The sequence below is a fragment of the Agromyces sp. NPDC056389 genome (genome assembly GCF_042262385.1).
GTDB lineage: Bacteria > Actinomycetota > Actinomycetes > Actinomycetales > Microbacteriaceae > Agromyces.
In genome coordinates this window covers 2,220,071-2,235,467 of record NZ_JBHJPN010000001.1, presented here as the reverse complement: position 1 = coordinate 2,235,467, position 15,397 = coordinate 2,220,071, and the positions used below count along the sequence as shown (strand labels likewise).

At 70.0% G+C, this 15,397-nt stretch carries 14 protein-coding genes; 3 read left to right on the top strand and 11 right to left on the bottom strand.

Going from position 1 to position 15,397, the window contains the following annotated elements; genetic code table 11:
* The 4 genes from ACFCVM_RS10460 to ACFCVM_RS10445 form a co-directional block, all read right to left on the bottom strand.
* A complete protein-coding gene (locus ACFCVM_RS10460) occupies positions 1–981 on the bottom strand; it encodes an ABC transporter permease (RefSeq protein WP_375836112.1) in 981 nt (326 codons plus the stop codon).
* Positions 978–2,063, bottom strand: a complete 1,086-nt coding sequence (locus tag ACFCVM_RS10455; protein ID WP_375836111.1) for an ABC transporter ATP-binding protein — start codon at positions 2,061–2,063, stop codon at positions 978–980. Before ACFCVM_RS10455 ends, ACFCVM_RS10460 begins: the two co-directional genes overlap by 4 nt.
* Before the next feature lie 96 nt (positions 2,064–2,159).
* Positions 2,160–3,824: an ABC transporter substrate-binding protein gene (locus ACFCVM_RS10450; RefSeq protein ID WP_375836110.1), complete on the bottom strand. Its 1,665-nt coding sequence runs from the start codon at positions 3,822–3,824 to the stop codon at positions 2,160–2,162.
* A gap of 65 nt (positions 3,825–3,889) precedes the next feature.
* Positions 3,890–6,406, bottom strand: a complete 2,517-nt coding sequence (locus ACFCVM_RS10445) for a beta-glucosidase (protein ID WP_375836109.1) — start codon at positions 6,404–6,406, stop codon at positions 3,890–3,892.
* A gap of 187 nt (positions 6,407–6,593) precedes the next feature.
* Between ACFCVM_RS10445 and ACFCVM_RS10440 the strand changes: the two genes are divergently transcribed.
* Entirely contained in the window at positions 6,594–7,238 is a 645-nt protein-coding gene (locus tag ACFCVM_RS10440) for a TetR/AcrR family transcriptional regulator (protein ID WP_375836108.1), read from the top strand.
* A gap of 3 nt (positions 7,239–7,241) precedes the next feature.
* Here ACFCVM_RS10440 and ACFCVM_RS10435 read toward each other — a convergent pair whose 3' ends face one another.
* The 3 genes from ACFCVM_RS10435 to ACFCVM_RS10425 all read right to left on the bottom strand — a co-directional run bounded on the left by ACFCVM_RS10435 (position 7,242) and on the right by ACFCVM_RS10425 (position 10,396).
* Positions 7,242–8,648 (bottom strand): MFS transporter, encoded by a 1,407-nt coding sequence (locus tag ACFCVM_RS10435; RefSeq protein WP_375836107.1) that lies wholly within the window; start codon positions 8,646–8,648, stop codon positions 7,242–7,244.
* Positions 8,649–8,823: 175 nt separating this feature from the next.
* On the bottom strand, positions 8,824–9,384 hold the full coding sequence (locus ACFCVM_RS10430) for a hypothetical protein (protein ID WP_375836106.1): 561 nt from the start codon (positions 9,382–9,384) through the stop codon (positions 8,824–8,826).
* Between the two features lie 106 nt (positions 9,385–9,490).
* Entirely contained in the window at positions 9,491–10,396 is a 906-nt protein-coding gene (locus tag ACFCVM_RS10425; protein ID WP_375836105.1) for a serine protein kinase RIO, read from the bottom strand.
* Between the two features lie 236 nt (positions 10,397–10,632).
* Between ACFCVM_RS10425 and ACFCVM_RS10420 the strand changes: the two genes are divergently transcribed.
* Positions 10,633–11,253, top strand: a complete 621-nt coding sequence (locus tag ACFCVM_RS10420; RefSeq protein ID WP_375836104.1) for a TOPRIM nucleotidyl transferase/hydrolase domain-containing protein — start codon at positions 10,633–10,635, stop codon at positions 11,251–11,253.
* Between the two features lie 32 nt (positions 11,254–11,285).
* Here ACFCVM_RS10420 and ACFCVM_RS10415 read toward each other — a convergent pair whose 3' ends face one another.
* The gene (locus ACFCVM_RS10415) at positions 11,286–11,918 is read right to left on the bottom strand and encodes a hypothetical protein (protein ID WP_375836103.1); all 633 of its coding nucleotides are present in this window, start codon (positions 11,916–11,918) and stop codon (positions 11,286–11,288) included.
* Between the two features lie 79 nt (positions 11,919–11,997).
* Between ACFCVM_RS10415 and ACFCVM_RS10410 the strand changes: the two genes are divergently transcribed.
* Positions 11,998–13,581, top strand: a complete 1,584-nt coding sequence (locus ACFCVM_RS10410) for an MFS transporter (RefSeq protein WP_375836102.1) — start codon at positions 11,998–12,000, stop codon at positions 13,579–13,581.
* Positions 13,582–13,617: 36 nt separating this feature from the next.
* On the opposite strand, the gene ACFCVM_RS10405 is transcribed toward ACFCVM_RS10410, so the two are convergent.
* From ACFCVM_RS10405 to ACFCVM_RS10395, 3 genes are read right to left on the bottom strand one after another with little or no spacing between them, the layout of a single operon-like run.
* A complete protein-coding gene (locus ACFCVM_RS10405; protein ID WP_375836101.1) occupies positions 13,618–14,166 on the bottom strand; it encodes a hypothetical protein in 549 nt (182 codons plus the stop codon).
* Positions 14,167–14,221: 55 nt separating this feature from the next.
* Entirely contained in the window at positions 14,222–14,797 is a 576-nt protein-coding gene (locus ACFCVM_RS10400) for a hypothetical protein (protein WP_375836100.1), read from the bottom strand.
* Positions 14,794–15,324 carry a DUF3995 domain-containing protein gene (locus ACFCVM_RS10395; RefSeq protein WP_375836099.1) on the bottom strand — a complete coding sequence of 177 codons (531 nt, stop codon included), beginning with the start codon at positions 15,322–15,324 and terminating at the stop codon, positions 14,794–14,796. The genes ACFCVM_RS10400 and ACFCVM_RS10395 overlap by 4 nt, the downstream gene beginning before the upstream one ends.
* Positions 15,325–15,397 lie beyond the last annotated feature (73 nt).

Here is a 15,397-nt window from a genome sequence, read left to right as displayed (position 1 = left end):
TCAACCCTCCTGTCGGGTGCGCGGATCGAGGACGACGTAGATGAAGTCGGCGATGATGTTGGCCACGAGCACGGCGACCGTGATGACGAGGAAGCAGCCCTGCATGAGGGGGTAGTCCTTCGCGTTCACGGCGTTGAAGAGCAGGAACCCGATGCCCTGGTAGGTGAACACCATCTCCATGATGAGCGTGCCGCCCACGATGAAGCCGAGCGAGAGCGCGAAGCTCGAGACCTGCGGCAGCACCGCGTTGCGGGCGGCGTAGCCGAACATCACGCGGCGCTCCGAGAGGCCCTTCGCGTGGGCGACCGTCACGTAGTCCTCGGAGGAGACGGTCACGACCATGTTGCGCATGCCGAGGATCCAGCCCGAGATCGACGAGATCACGATCGTCAGCGCTGGCAGCGTGCCGTAGTAGATGACCGAGCTCACGAACTCCCAGTTCCAGCCGGGGATGAGCGAGCGGTCGTAGCTGCCGCTCGCCGGGAACCAGCCGAGGGTGACCGAGAAGACGAAGATCGCGATGAGGCCGAGCCAGAAGTAGGGCACCGCAGAGAAGAAGGTCGAGATCGGCAGCAGTGAATCCGCCCAGGTGCCGCGGCGCCAGCCGATTCCCGTGCCGATGAGCGTGCCGATCGCGAAGCTCAGGATCGTCGCGATGCCCACGAGCCCGACGGTCCAGGGGATCGCCTGCGCGATGACCTCGTTCACGGGCATCGGGAAGAAGGCGAAGGAGACCCCGAGGTCGCCGTGCAGCAGCAGGTTCCAGTACTCGACGTACTGGTCCCAGAGCGACGACTCCTCGTCGAGGCCGAACATCGCGTAGAGCGCCTGCATCGCGTCGGTCGAGATCTTGCCCTGGTTCTTCGCGATGAGGGCCTTGACCGGGTCTCCCGGAAGCAGCCGGGGGATGAAGAAGTTGATGGTGACGGCGGCCCATGCCGTGATCGCGTAGAAGAACAGGCGTCGAGTGACGAACTTCACGGCGCCACCTCCGTGTCGGTGTCGAGCACGGCATCGAGCGCGTCGGCGTCGAGGTGCGGGCGCTCGCCGAAGGCCTCGAGCACCGATCCGAGTTCGGGTCGGTCGGGGCGGTCGGCGTAGCCCCAGCACGCCGCCTCGCGGCCCTCGCCGACGGCGACGAGCGGCGGCACCTCGGTGCGGCACAGCTCGGTCGCGAACGGGCAGCGCGGGTTGAAGCGGCATCCGCTCGGGGGAGTCACGAGGCTCGGCGCCTCGCCGCGTGCGCCATGGGCGCGGGCCTCGAGGTCGTCGGGGTCGGGGGCCGAGCGCACGAGCAGCTGGGTGTACGGATGCTTCGGGTCCTGCGTGACCGACTCGCTGTCGCCGCTCTCGACGATGCGGCCGGCGTACATGACCATCGTGCGGTCGGCGAAGTAGCGGGCCGAGGCGATGTCGTGGGTGATGTAGAGGATCGCGATCTGCAGTCGGTCGCGCAGGTCCTTCAGCAGGTTCAGGATGCCGAGGCGGATCGAGACGTCGAGCATCGAGATCGGCTCGTCGGCGAGCAGCACCTCGGGGTCGGCTGCGAGAGCGCGGGCGATGGCCACGCGCTGGCGCTGGCCGCCCGAGAGCTCGTGGGGGTACTTGTCGATGTACCGCTCGGCGGGGGTGAGCTGCACGCGCTCGAGCAGTTCGTCGAGGGCGTCCTCGAGCTCGGCTCCGCGCAGTCGGCCACGATGGATGCGGAGGCTGCGGCTCAGCGTGTAGCGCACGGTGTTGACCGGGTTCAGCGAGCCGAACGGGTCCTGGAAGATCATCTGCACGCGCCCGACGTAGCGGCGGAAGGCGCGGCGGTGCTTGGCGGTCGCGTCGTCGCCGTGCAGCAGGATCTGCCCGCCGGTGACCGGCATGAGCTGGGCGAGGAGTCGCGCGATGGTGGACTTGCCCGAGCCGGACTCCCCGACGAGGGCGACGACGCGGCCGCGGTGCAGCTCGAGGTCGACGTCGTCGACGGCGTGCACCGCGCCTCGCGAGCGGATGCCGCCGATCGGGAAGTGCTTCTGCAGTTTCACCGTCTGCAGGACGGGGGCTTCGTTGCTCATCGGATCACCTGGGGCTCGGGAAATCGGTTCGGGTCGACGCGGGTGCCGAGCCCGTCGGGGAGACTCCCTCGACGGGCTCGGCGTGCTCGCCTCGGGCTACTTCGTCGGCTCGAGCTTCGAGAGGATGAGCGCCGCCTGCGGGCCCGTGGGCTGCGGGTTGGCGTAGGGGTCCTCGTCGGTCGGGAAGCCGGTGTAGTTGACCGTAGAGTACTGAGCCACCGCCGGGCGCGACCAGAGCACGAGGCCCGGGGCGTCATCGACGAAGGCCTGCTGGATCGTCGCCATCGCCGCGTCGCGGGCAGCGTCGTCGGAGGCGCCCTTGAACGCTGCGAGGGCCTCGGTCACCGCGGCGTTGTCGTAGCGGCCGAAGTTCCAGTTCGCAGTCTCGCCGAGCGGCACGTACGAGGCGCCGTCCATGATGTTCGAGTAGAGGTTCCACGGCGTCGAGCCGTTGTCGACCCAGTGCAGCGTCGCCTGGAAGTTGCCGAACGGGATGATGTCGTTGAACCAGGTGTCCTGCACCGCGGGCTCGACGCTCGCGGTGGCCCCGAGCTCCTCGGCGCCCGCCTTGATGATGTCGAGCGCGCTCAGGTAGTCGCTCCAGCCCGCAGGATTCGTGAGCACGAACGACACCGCCTCGCCATCGGGGTCGATGAGCTTGCCGGCCGAGTCCCACGTGTAGCCGGCGTCGGTGAGCACCTGCTTCGCGGCGTCGACGTCGACCGAGAGCTCCTCGCCCTGGAACTGCGGGGCGATGAACTCGTCACCGGTCGGCTGCGGCAGGCCCGTGACGTTCGAGATCGTCGGCCAGACGCCGTAGCCGGCCTTGGTCGAGATCTCCTCGCGGTCCATGGTGAGGTTCAGCGCCTGACGGAATGCGACGTTGTCGAACGGCTTCGTCTGGTTGTTCAGGAACAGCACGTCGGCACCGAAGCCGCCGCCGGCGACCTGGTGGAAGTGCTCGGGGTCCTTCGCGATGAAGGTGTTCTCGTAGTCGGGGATGAAGGTCCAGCCCCACTGCGCCTCGCCGGTCGTGAGCGCGGTCGTCAGTCCGTTGTTGTCGTTGAAGGTGTCGTAGCGCAGGGCGCCGACCTTGGGCTCTCCGCCCCAGTAGTCGGGGTTCGGCTTCAGCGACACCGACTGCGAGGTGAACGTGTCGAGCAGGAACGGCCCGGTGCCGATCATCTCGTCGTCGGTGAACTCCACCGGGTCGTCGACCTCGGCCCAGATGTGCTCGGGCACGATGAGCAGCTTGTAGAGCTTGTCGCGGTTCACGTACTGCGAGGTCGTGAAGTTCACGGTGACCTGGTTGCCGTCGACGGTGATGTCGCCGTACTGGTCGGGGAAGTCGGTGTTGAGTGCGGGCGTGTCCTTGCGGAGCTGGATCGAGAAGCCGATGTCGTCGGCGGTGAAGTCCTCGCCGTCCGACCACTTGACGCCCTCGCGAGCGGTGATGATCGCCTGGGTCGAGTCCTCGTTCCACTCGACCGAGTCGGCGAGCCAGGGCGTCGGGTCGTCGGTGGGGTGCAGCTCGTTGATCTGCATGAGCGACTCGTAGACGACGAACGCGTAGCCGAGCGAGAGCGAGGCAGAGCCGGTGGCGAGCGGATTCTGGTTCGGTGCCTGCGGGCCGTTCGGCATGCCGACGGTCAGCACCTTGGTCGAGCCGCCGCTGTCGCCGCCCGAGTCCGCGCTGCAGCCCGTGAACGCCAAGCCGGCGACGACCAGTACGGCGCCGGCGGCGAGGATGCTCTTTCTCATGAGAATGCCTCCTTGCATTTCTGTTGTGTGTGGTGCCTTGGATGGTGCGTGTGTTCGTGCGCGCCTCAGGGGTGAACCTGCAGCACGGCCTCCAGACGGAGATCTCTGCTGGAACGCCCGACGCGCACGCGGTACTCGCCGCGCGGCAGGCTCCAGTCTCCGCGTTCGAGATCCCAGATCTCGAACGCGCGACGCGGAATGGGGATGGTGACGGTGACGGATGCCCCCGCTGCGGCGTCGATGACCGCGGAACCGGCGAGCCAGCGCACCGGCCGCTCGATGCCGTCGTCGGGGCCCTCGAGGTAGACCTGCACGACCTCGCGGCCGTCGCGCCCGCCGACGTTCGAGACGGTGACGGATGCCTCCGCATGCGCGCCCGTGTCGGCCGGGGCGACCGAGAGCGCCTCGTACTGCCAGCTCGTGTAGCCGAGGCCGAAGCCGAACTCGCGGGCGGGCGTGCGCCCGAGCCGATCCCAGCCGCGGTGGCCGACGTGGATGCCCTCGGTGTAGTCGAGGTAACCGCCGACCGGCAGGCCGTTCGGCACCGGGGCATCCGCTTCGTCGACCGGGAGGGTCCACGGCAGGCGACCCGAGGGTTCGATCGCGCCCGTGAGCACCGCCGCGAGCGAGGTGCCCGCCTCCTGGCCGGGCAACCACCACCACAGCACGGCCGGCACCTCGTCGAGCCACGGCAGGATGACGGGTGCTCCCGCGTTCACGACCACGACGGTGCGGGGGTTCGCGGCGGCGACGCGGCGCACGAGCTCGTTCTGACGGCCGGGCAGGGCGAGATTCGGCCGGTCCCATCCCTCGGACTCGGTCTCGGAGTTCGTGCCGATGACGACGATCGCGAGGTCGGCGGAGGCGGCTGCGGCGACGGCGTCGTCGATCTCCTCGGCGACCGACCTGCCGGGCGTGCGCGAGCGGAGGTGCACGCGCACGAATCGGCCGTACGACTCGGCGTCGATGATCTGCAGCTCGGCGACGATCGTGACGGATCGCGTCTCATCGGTGTCGATGACGGCGGTGCGGCTCGGCGGGTTCGCGTACGAGGAGTCGAGCACCACCTCGGAGCCGACCCTCCGCTCCGATTCGCCGATGAGCTCGCCGTCGACCAGCACGCGATGCGCGCCCACCGGCGCGATCTCGATCTCGTGCCGGCCGGCCCCGGGCAGCTCGAGCTCGGCGACGAGGCGCACGCTCGCGGCATCCGGTCGCTCGACTGGGAACCAGATGCGCGACGGGTCGGTGACGGCGAACTGCTCGAGCACGTCACCGTCGCCGCCGAGCAGCTCGACCATGAGGCCGGGCTCGCCCGCCGGTGTCGTGAGCCGGTCGAGGGGCACGAGTGGTGCGGTCGCCTCTGCCGTGCCGCCGCGATGGAGCGTGACGGATGCGCCGGGCAGCGCCTCGACGAGAGCGGCGAGCGGGTCGGCGACGAGCGGGGGCGTGACGAACGCGCTGCCGCCGCCCTGGGTGAAGGGCTTCACGGCGTTCGGGCCGATGAGCGCGACGGATGCCCCGGCCGCAACGGCGAGCGGCAGCAGGCCGCCCTCGTTGCGCAGCACGACGGTCGAGCGGGCGGCGAGCTCGGTGAGGAGGCCCCGCACCTCGGGGGAGTCGGGAGCGGGGAAGTCGCCGGTGGGCGCCGACTCGACGAGTCCGGGCGTGCCGCTCAGGGCGCCGACCCTTGCGGCGAGCGTCACGATGCGCTCGACGTGCTCGTCGATCGCGGTCTCGCTCACCCGGCCGGCGCGCACGGCGTCGACGAGGGCGTCGCCCCACGGGCCGAGCGGGCCGGGCATCACGAGGTCGAGGCCGGCGTTGGCCGGGGCATCCGTCGTCTTCGTCGCGAGCCAGTCGCTGACGACGACGCCGTCGAAGCCCCACTCGGTGCGGAGGATGTCGGTGAGCAGCACCTCGTGCTCGGTCGACGTTGCTTCGACGCCGCCGACGGCGAGCCCGTTGTAGGCCGCCATGAGGGTCCAGACACCGGCCTCGACGACCGCCTCGAAGGGGGCGAGGTAGACCTCGCGCAGCGTGCGCTCGTCGATGCGGGCGAGGTACTCGGTGCGCTCGGTCTCGGACTCGTTCGCGATGAAGTGCTTGATGCAGGCGGCGACGCCCGCGGCCTGGATCGACTCGACGAACGCGACGGCGAGGCTCGCCGCGAGCGTCGGGTCTTCGGAGAGGCACTCGAAGTGCCGCCCGCCGACCGGGGTGCGCTGCAGGTTCACGACCGGCGCGAGCACGACGTCGACGCCCTTGCGGCGGGCTTCGGACGCCATGAGCGTGCCGATGCGGCGCTGGATCTCGGGATCCCAGGTCGCGGCGGTCGCCGAGGGGGCCGGCAGCTGCGCCGACGGCAGGCTCGAGGTGTCGTCGCCGCCGCGCACGCCGATCGGACCGTCGGAGACGGTGATCGTGCGGAGGCCGAGTTCGGGCAGCGAGTGCAGGGTCCACGTTCCGGCGCCGGTGAGCAGTCGCACCTTCTCGTCGAGCGGAAGACTGCGGGCGATCGCCGCGGGTGAGAGGGGGGCCGCCGTGTCGGCCGGTTCGGTCACCGTGTGGTTCGGGCTCACGCCTGCACTCCGTTCGTGTCTCGTCGTCGAGGGACTGCGGCCATGCTGACATACTTACTGACCTGTAAGTAAGTTGGAGTGGTAACGTTTCGATAACACCAGACGGTGAGCAGTGCCGGCGTCGCCGTGGAATGCTGCAATCGAGCGAGACGCGGGGCTGCGAGGCATCCGCACAGGAGGGAACCCCGTGGCCACAGCCCATGACGACGCGCGCGGCAAGCCGGCCGCCGAGCGCGCCCTGCGTCCGCAGGCCCGTACCACCGAGCGCCGCGAAGCCGTGCTGAAGGCCGCGATGAACGTCTTCGGTGCCCGCGGGTACAACAAAGGCGCACTCGTCGAGGTGGCCGAGCAGGCCGGCATGACCCATGCCGGTGTGCTGCACCACTTCGGCAGCAAGGAGGGGCTGCTCGTCGCGATGCTGAAGTACCGCGACGGCGAGGAGGTCGCCGGGGTGCCCGCCCGCGCGCAGACCGAGGGCCCGGCGTTCCTGCAGCACCTCGTCGACACGGTCGAGGAGAACACGCACCGCCGTGGCGTCGTGCAGGCGTACTCGGTGCTCTCGGGGGAGTCGGTCACCGACGGGCATCCGGCGCACGAGTACTTCGAGATGCGCCTCGACGTGCTGCGCGAGAAGATCGCCGGCGTGCTCGGCGAGGTCACCGGCAACACCGACCCCGACGAGCTCTCGGACTCGGCCTCGGCGCTCATCGCCGTCATGGACGGCCTGCAGGTGCAGTGGCTCCTGAACCCCGACGCCGTCGACATGCCCCGCATCGTGAGCCGCACGCTCGACGAGATCGTCGCCCGCCTGCGGGCGCGGGCGGGCGACTGATCGCTACTTCGCCGGCGCGCTCGCCTTCACGGGGATGAGGAGCGCGAGCCCGAGCGCGATCACGAGCACGATGCCGAGGATGCCGAAGTACGGCTCGCCGCCGATCGTGACGAAGAGCGCGAACGCGGTCGGCGCAAGGAAGCTCACCGCACGGCCGGTCGTGGCGTAGAGGCCGAAGACCTCGCCCTCCCGGCCGGCGGGGATGAGCCGGGCGAGGAAGGTGCGGCTCGCCGACTGCGCCGGGCCGACGAAGAGGCAGAGCGCCAGGCCCGCGGTCCAGAACACGATCTGCCCGCCGTCGTGCAGGAAGAACACGATGAGCCCGCTGATGACGAGGCCGATGAGGGCCGCCATGATCACCGGCTTCGCACCGAGCCGGTCGTCGAGCGCGCCGACCGCGATCGTCGAGATGCCCGCGACGACGTTCGCCGCGATCGCGAAGATGATGACCTCGCCGGCCGAGAAGCCGAAGACGGATGCCGCGAGCACGCCGCCGAACGTGAAGACGCCCGCGAGCCCGTCGCGGAACACCGCGCTCGCCAACAGGAACCAGACGGTGTTGCGCTGCTCCTTCCAGAGCCGCTTGATGTCGCGGCCGAGCCGCGCGTACGACGCGAAGAAGCCGATCTTCTCCCGCTCGACCGCCGCGGGGTTGCGGTACTCGGGCACCGCGAAGAGTACGGGCAGGGCGAAGAGGCCGAACCACAGGGCCGAGACGAGCATCGTCACGCGCACGTCCATGCCGTTGTCGCCGGTGACGCCGAAGAGGCCGACCTCGGGCTGGATGAAGCCGAAGTACACGACGAGCAGCAGCACGATGCCGCCGACGTAGCCCATGCCCCAGCCGAAGCCCGAGACCTTGCCGATCGATCGCGGCGTCGAGACCTGCACGAGCATGGCGTTGTAGTTGACGCCCGCGAACTCGAAGAACACGTTGCCGGCGGCCACCAGGAACAGGCCGAGCAGCAGGTACTCGGGGCCGGGCTGCACGAAGAACATCGCGACCGTGATGGCAACGACGATGTACGTGTTGACGGCGAGCCAGAACTTGCGGCGACCGCTCGTGTCGGAGCGCTGGCCCGTGATCGGCGCGAGCAGCGCGATCAGCAGGCCCGCGATCGCGAGCGCCCAGCCGAGCTGCGCCTCGACCGTGCCCTTCGGGCCGAACGACTCGCTCGTGAGGTACACCGTGAACACGAACGTCGTGACGACCGCGTTGAACGCCGCCGATCCCCAGTCCCAGAGGCCCCACGCGAAGATGCGCCCCTTGCGCGCGCCGGCTTCGGCGACCGCCTCGACCTGCCCGGTCGCGACCCCGATCGTCGCCGCGGCCCCGTCTGGCGGGGTGAGGTGGGACGGCGGGAAGTTGCGGGGCGCTTCGGGTGAGCGCGACGCGTCGGGATCGGTCATGGCTGCAGTCTCGTTCTCTCAGGTGAACAGCGGGTGGCGGATGCCGCGGCCGGGCGCTGCCCGGTCGGCACGCTCACGCGAGCCGGGGTCCTCATCGACCCGAGGGCACTGTATCGCTGCTGTGCACCCGACCGCTCGCGGCTCGCGGCCTGCGGTGCCGCGAGCCGGTGCGCTCCTACTGCAGCTCGAGCACTTCCTGGAGGATCGGGTTGTAGCTGCCGAAGTGCAGCACACCGGACTCGAGCTGCACCGACGGCTGGTAGTTCGAGTCGTAGTCGGCAGGAGCGAGGTAGGTGCCGTCGCCGCGCTCGGTGTCCTCGACCCAGCCCTCCGCCTGCAGTTGATCGAGCCATGCCTGACCCTCGTCGCCCACCTCGAGTCGCGCGTACCAGACGGCGACATCGCTGTTCGGCTTGGTCCAGACGCAGACGAGCGCTCCCGCATCCGCCATGCGCTCCATCACCGGCCCGAGCAGGAACGGTTCCGCCTCGAGTTCGTGGCCTTCGTCGCTGAGGCGCGCGTATTCGGCGTCGGTGAGCACGGTGTCGCAGCCCGCTGCCGCGGCCGGAGGATCGACGGTGGCGTCGGTGGCGGGGGCCGAGGGTTCGACGCTCGCCACGGTCTCCGCAGCGGCGCCGGAGGCGGACGGATCGGCCGCGCCCGCGCCGCAACCGGTCAGGACGAGGACGAGTGCGCCGGCGGCGATCGCCGCGAGGAATTCGGTTCGAGAAGCCATGCCCAGAGAATAGGAACATATCTTCCTATTCGCAACGGGTGTGCTCGATTCGTGACCCGCATTCAGGGGTAGCCCTGAGACGACCTCGCGACCGACCGCCCGCCGCTCAGCTGTAGACCTCGGCGATCAGCTCGCCGAACAACTGCTCAGCGTCGCACTCGAGGCGCTGTCGGGTGAACCAGTCGCAGACGTTCCGGCAGTCGCGGTGCAGCAGGTCGAAGCCCTGCGGATTCGACACCACATCGACGACCTGCGGCAGGTCGATCGCGACCATCCGCCCGTCGTGCACCAGCAGGTTGTACGGCGAGAGGTCGCCGTGGGCGAGCCCCGAGCGCGCGAGCGTGCGCATGAACTCGACGACCTGGTGGAACAGCTCGCGCAGCTCGTCGGGCGTCGCGCGCACCTGCGCGAGGCGAGGCGCAGCGACGCGGCCGTCGCCGATGAACTCCATGAGCACCTCGGTGCCGCTCACCTGCACCGGGTACGGCACCGCCGCCCCGAGCTCGGTGAGCCGCTTGAGCGCCTCGAACTCGGCGTAGGCCCACTGCACGCGGGCGACCTCGCGTCCGAACGTCGTGCCCTTCGCGAGTGCGCGGGCGTCACGGCTGCGGCGGGTGCCGCGCCCTTCGGTATAGACGGTCGAGCGGTGGAAGTCGCTGTGCTCGGTGCCACGGTACCGCTTCGCGGCGAGCAGCACGTGCGCGCCGAGGGTGCCGGGTTCGGCATCGGGCACGGCGCGTTCGATGAGGTAGAGGTCGGCCTCCTTGCCGGTCTTCACGACACCGAGTTCGGTGTCGATCGCCGCGGCATCCGTGACGAGCCACGCGGGCCGCGGCTGCGGGCCGCGTTCGAGCGGCGTGGTGGCCGGCCAGGTCGACCAGCGTTGGCCCTCGCCGGGTTCCGTGGTCTGGAAGGCGAGGTCGCCCGCGTCGAACCGCGGGGTCGTGAAGGCGATGGATGCCGTGTGCGCACGCACGACGGCGGATTCGTCGAGAGACGAGGTGATGTGCAAGGTGGATCTCCGAAGGTCGCGGAGGCCACCGGGCCGCTCAGCGGGTGGAGGCCTCGCAAGTGAAGGGAACGTGGAGGTTCACGACAACGACAGCCATGATCGACTCCTTTCTTCACCGGATGCACCGGAGCGGGTGCTGCGCGAAACGGCAACTCCGGCAGTCTAGGTGCGTTCATGCTCCACGTCCAGACCCGAGTTCGTCGCTGTGCCGGCGCGGGCGGAGTAGGGTCGGCGCCATGCAGGGCGACGTGGGGCACGAGGCATCCGCCACCGTGGTGCTCGTCGAGGGCGACAGCGACCGGCTCGCGGTCGAGGCGCTCGCGGCGCGGCTCGGGTGCGATCTCGCCTCGGCGGGTGCGCGCGTCGTCTCGATGCACGGCGTGACCAACCTGCACCGCCACCTCGGCGAGATCGCCGGACGGCACCGACCGCCGCGCGTGCTCGGGCCCTACGACGCCGCCGAGATCGGGTACGTTCGACGTGCCGTCGACGACGCCGGGCTCGGTTCTGCGGGCACGCTCGATGAGCTCGCCGCGCTGGGATTCTTCGCGTGCGAGCCCGACCTCGAGGGCGAGCTGATCCGCGCGCTCGGCGTCGATCGCATGCAGCAGCTGCTCGCCGAGCATGGTGAGATCGTGCGCTTCCGAGGGTTCCAGCACCAGCCCGCCCAGCGCCTGCGGCCGACGGATGCGCAGCTCCGGCGGTTCCTCGGCACCCACGCCGGGCGCAAGGCGCAGTTCGCACCGCTCATGATCGACGCACTCGACGAGCCCCGCATCCCCACGGCCATGCGGCGACTCGTCGAGACCGCGGTCGAGCGGGCGCCCGCCGCGCGCCAGTCAGCGCCGCGTCGCTGACAGGGCGACGCGCGGTGTCGGGACAGACTCCGTCACACGCGCCCCGACGCCGCGACCACGCTCGGATCGGCGACCTCGACGGCGATCAGCGACTTCGGCTCGACACCGTCGCCGGGAGCGGGAGTCCGCCAGATCCGAACCGGTGCACCGATGCCCGGAACCTGCGGTTGCAGCAGTCCACGGCTCGTCGCCGATCGCGGGCGCCACTCCGCGCGGAACATCGCCTGCTCGGCGCCCGACACCGTGAGGTCGAACGACGAGACCGTGCCGTCCTCCGAGAGTCGGATGTCGCGGGCGAGCACGACTCCGTGCTCGGCGTGCGCGCCGTCGCGCAGCATCGCCCACTCCGCCTGCATCGCACGCTCCTTCTTCGCCCCGGAGATCGATCCGACGAGGAGTGCCCAGAGGATCACGGGGATCGCGGCGAGCAGGATCGTGAAGACCGCGTCGAACCACCACCCGGGCGTTGCTCCGGACCAGAGCAGCATGAGGGCCGCGACGACGCCGATGGTCGCGACTACGTTCGCGACCGCGAACACCGAATGACCGACCGGGCCCAGCCGAGCTGGGAGTCCGAGCGACTCGGGCACGCTCTCGGAGGCGTCGAGTCGCTCGAGCAGGTGCACGACGTGGCCGGCGGTGTCGGCGGAGGGCGGCTTCGGCATGGCCGCATCGTAGCCCCAGCAGGGAAACACGTCGTGAACGGGCTCTTCCGTCGAGGACCGTGATGTGGTTCAGTGAGCCATGGACCCCAACGCAGCCGCCGGGGGGCGGTTCAACGGCAGACTCGCCATCCTGCTCGCGATGGCCATGTTCGTGCTGGTCGTCGACACCTCGCTCATGAACGTGTCGATCTCGGCGGTGGTGCGCGATCTCGACACCACCGTGAGCGGCGTGCAGGGCGCGATCGCGCTCGAAGCACTCGTCTCGGCGGCGTTCATCCTCATCGGCGGCAAGACCGGCGACCTCATCGGGCGCAAGCTCGCCTACATCCTCGGCCTGCTCGGCTATGCGATCGGGGCCATCGCGATGGTCTTCGCACAGGACCTCACCGCGATCATCATCTTCTGGGCGTTCATCGGCGGCATCGGCGCGTCACTGCTGCTGCCAGCGATGCAGTCGCTCATCCACGGCAACTTCGAGGGCGCCCATCAGACGCGGGTGTACGCGCTGGTCGGGGCATCCGCAGCTATCGCCGCCGCCGTCGGGCCGTTGCTCGGCGGGTTCATCACCACCTTCCTCTCCTGGAGGGTCGGCTTCGCCCTCGAGGCGGTCATCATCGCGGTCGTACTCGCGGGCATCGGGCTCGTGAAGGACGTGCCGTACCACGGCGATCGATCGATCGACCTGGTCGGGGCACTGCTGTCGATCGTGGGCATGGGCGGCGTCGTCACCGGCATCCTCGTCTGGCAGGAGGGCGGCGGGTACGTCGGCCTGATCATCGGCATCGGGGTGCTCGGCCTCGGCCTCCTGGTGTTCTGGCTGCGCAGCCGCAAGCGTCGCGGCAAGCCCACGCTGCTCGACCCGACGCTCTTCGATTCGAAGATGTTCCGGTCGGGCGCGAGCGGGCAGCTGCTGCAGCAGATCGCCCTCGGCGGCACGATGATCGTGCTGCCGATCTACCTGCAGATGGTCTTCGAGTACAACGCGCTGCAGGCGGGGCTGTCGATCGCACCGCTCTCGCTCAGCATGTTCGTCGTCGCGCTGCTCGCCGGCCGGGGACTCAAGCGCCGCCCGGCGAACATCATCCTCTGGGGGTTCGTCCTCGTCGTCGTGGGCATCGTCATCCTCGTGCCGATCGTGCCCATCGCCGACTCGGGTTGGTATCTCACGATCCCGCTCATCATCGCGGGCTGCGGCCTCGGCCTGCTCGTCTCGCAGCTGAACAACTACACGCTCTCGCCGATCTCCGACGAGCGCGTGAGCGAGGCGGCGGGCGTGAACTCTGCAGCAGGCTCGTTCGGCCTCTCGTTCGGGCTCGCCTTCGCCGGCGCGATCATGCTCGCGACGCTCGCCTTCACGTTCACCGCGAGCGCCGAGGCGAGCTCGGTGCTGAGCGCCGACGAGCAGCAGCAGGTCTCCACCGTGCTCGAAGAGGACGCCGAGATCATGACGAACACCGGCCTCGAGTCACTGCTCGTCGATCAGACGCCCGAAGTGCAGGAGGAGATCCTGCGCATCAACACCGACTCGCGTTTCATCGCCCTGCAGGTCGCCCTGCTGGTGCCGATCCTCGCGGGGCTCCTCGGTGTCGCGAACGCACTGCGGATGCGACGGCTGCCTGATCCGAAACCCTCCGCATCGGCCGAGGGCGCGGCGCTCGGCTGAGGCGCGGTCGGGCCTCGCCGAGGGCTCTGCCGCAGGCTATGCCGCGGGCGCGAGCATCGACGCGAAGGTGGGAGCGCTGACGAAGGTGAGCGACGCGTCGGTGAGCACGGCGATCGGGCTGATGCCGCTGCCCGGTTCCACCGGTCCGACGTAGGCACCGGGCACCGGGTCGTCGGTGAGGACGTATCCCGTCTCGCCGAGCGTCTCCGCCCAGGCGGCCCCGTCGGAGGGGGTGACGCCGACCTCGACGACGGTCAGCTTGATGTCGGTGCTCGGCTTCACCCAGGCGCAGGCGATGCCGTCGGCCTCGACCATCCGAATGGCGAGTGCATCGAACACGTGGGGCGTGGGGCGCGGCTCGACGCCGTCGTCGGCGAGCTTCTGGTACGCCTCGGCCGAGAGCACCGTTTCGCAGGTTGCAGCCGGAGCCGCAGTCGGCGTCGGTTCCGGTGGCGACGTCGGAGCCGATGTCGGCGAAGACGACGCCGACGGAGCAGCGTCGACGTCGGCCGCCGTGCAACCGCTGAGCAGGACGACGGCGAAGGCGGCGAGCAGAGCGCGGCCGGCGGAGAGGCGTCGGGTCATGGATGAGAGCCTATTCGTCGAGGGTCTGTTGCTCCGGAGCCGGGGCCGGGTTCCGTCAGCTGCCCGGTCCGCCGGCGATCGCGGCGATCGATCGCAGCGTCTTGCCGGGCTCGGCGAAGTACGTGACACCATCGACGTGCGCGATCGCCGGCTGGAGGTCCTCATCGAACTCCGGATACCGAACCAGCGCCTCGGGCAACGGGCGATCGACGGCGGTCCATCCTGAAGGCGCGAGCCCTGCGACGCGGGCGTTCCACAGCTCGTCCGATTCTGCGAGGCGAGCGATCCAGACCCGTTCGTCGCCCGCTGTCCAGAGGCACTCGAGTGCGCCTTCGGCGACGAGGTCGGCACCGGCGGGTGGTGGATAGCTCTCCGCGTCGGGACGAGCTTCGAAGCCCCGTTCGTCGAGGGCCGGGTACGTCTCCGCCGTCAGGATGTTCGCGCAATCCAGTACCGGGTCGGGTTCATCGGCAGGTTCTGTCGTGGGAGAGGGCTTCGGCTCGACCATCTCGGGAGACGCAACGGGCGTCGTCTCGGAGGTCGTCGCGCCTCCCGCGCTCGCGCACCCGGTCAGGAGCAGGATCGAGATGGCTGACGTGAGGATCGCGCCAGTCATAGGGGCTCGGGTCATGCCCGGAGCATACGTGGGCGAACCGGCACGAGTCCATCCCGGTCGGGCCTGATCGGGGGCCAGGTCGGCCCTTTGCCAGCAGGACGGGTGCGGTCGGCGGGCGCGCCGACCAGCGCTCCGATACCGAGAACGAGGCACAGCGGGCGGTAGCAGCGTGCGTCGAGCCTGCGGAACCGATCGCTCGGGTCGGGCAGGCCGAGTGCCCGACCTGCCACGACGCCACCGACTGCCGCTCGCGTCAGGAGTGCCAGCCCCGCAGTGCGCCGGGCGAGCACGGCGATCGGACGATCCCGGAGCGCTCCGCCGACGATGAGGCCGGCCGCCGTCGCCATCGCTGCGACCGTCGCGGTCGCGACGGGCGCCGGTGGGGCGGAGGTCGATCCGACCGTCGCGTCCGCCAGCTCGGCGCGGCTCTTCGCGGGCCAGCTCGAACCGCTCGCCCAGGCGGCGTGCAGCAGGCCGACGCCCACGAGTCCGACGGCCGCGACCGCCCTCGACGCCAGCCGCACCCCGGAAGCACCTCGCACGAGTCCCACCATAATCGCCTGCTGCTCCGGCGCGCGGTGGGCCCCGCTGTTCGAGGCGGCTGCCCGACGGCGT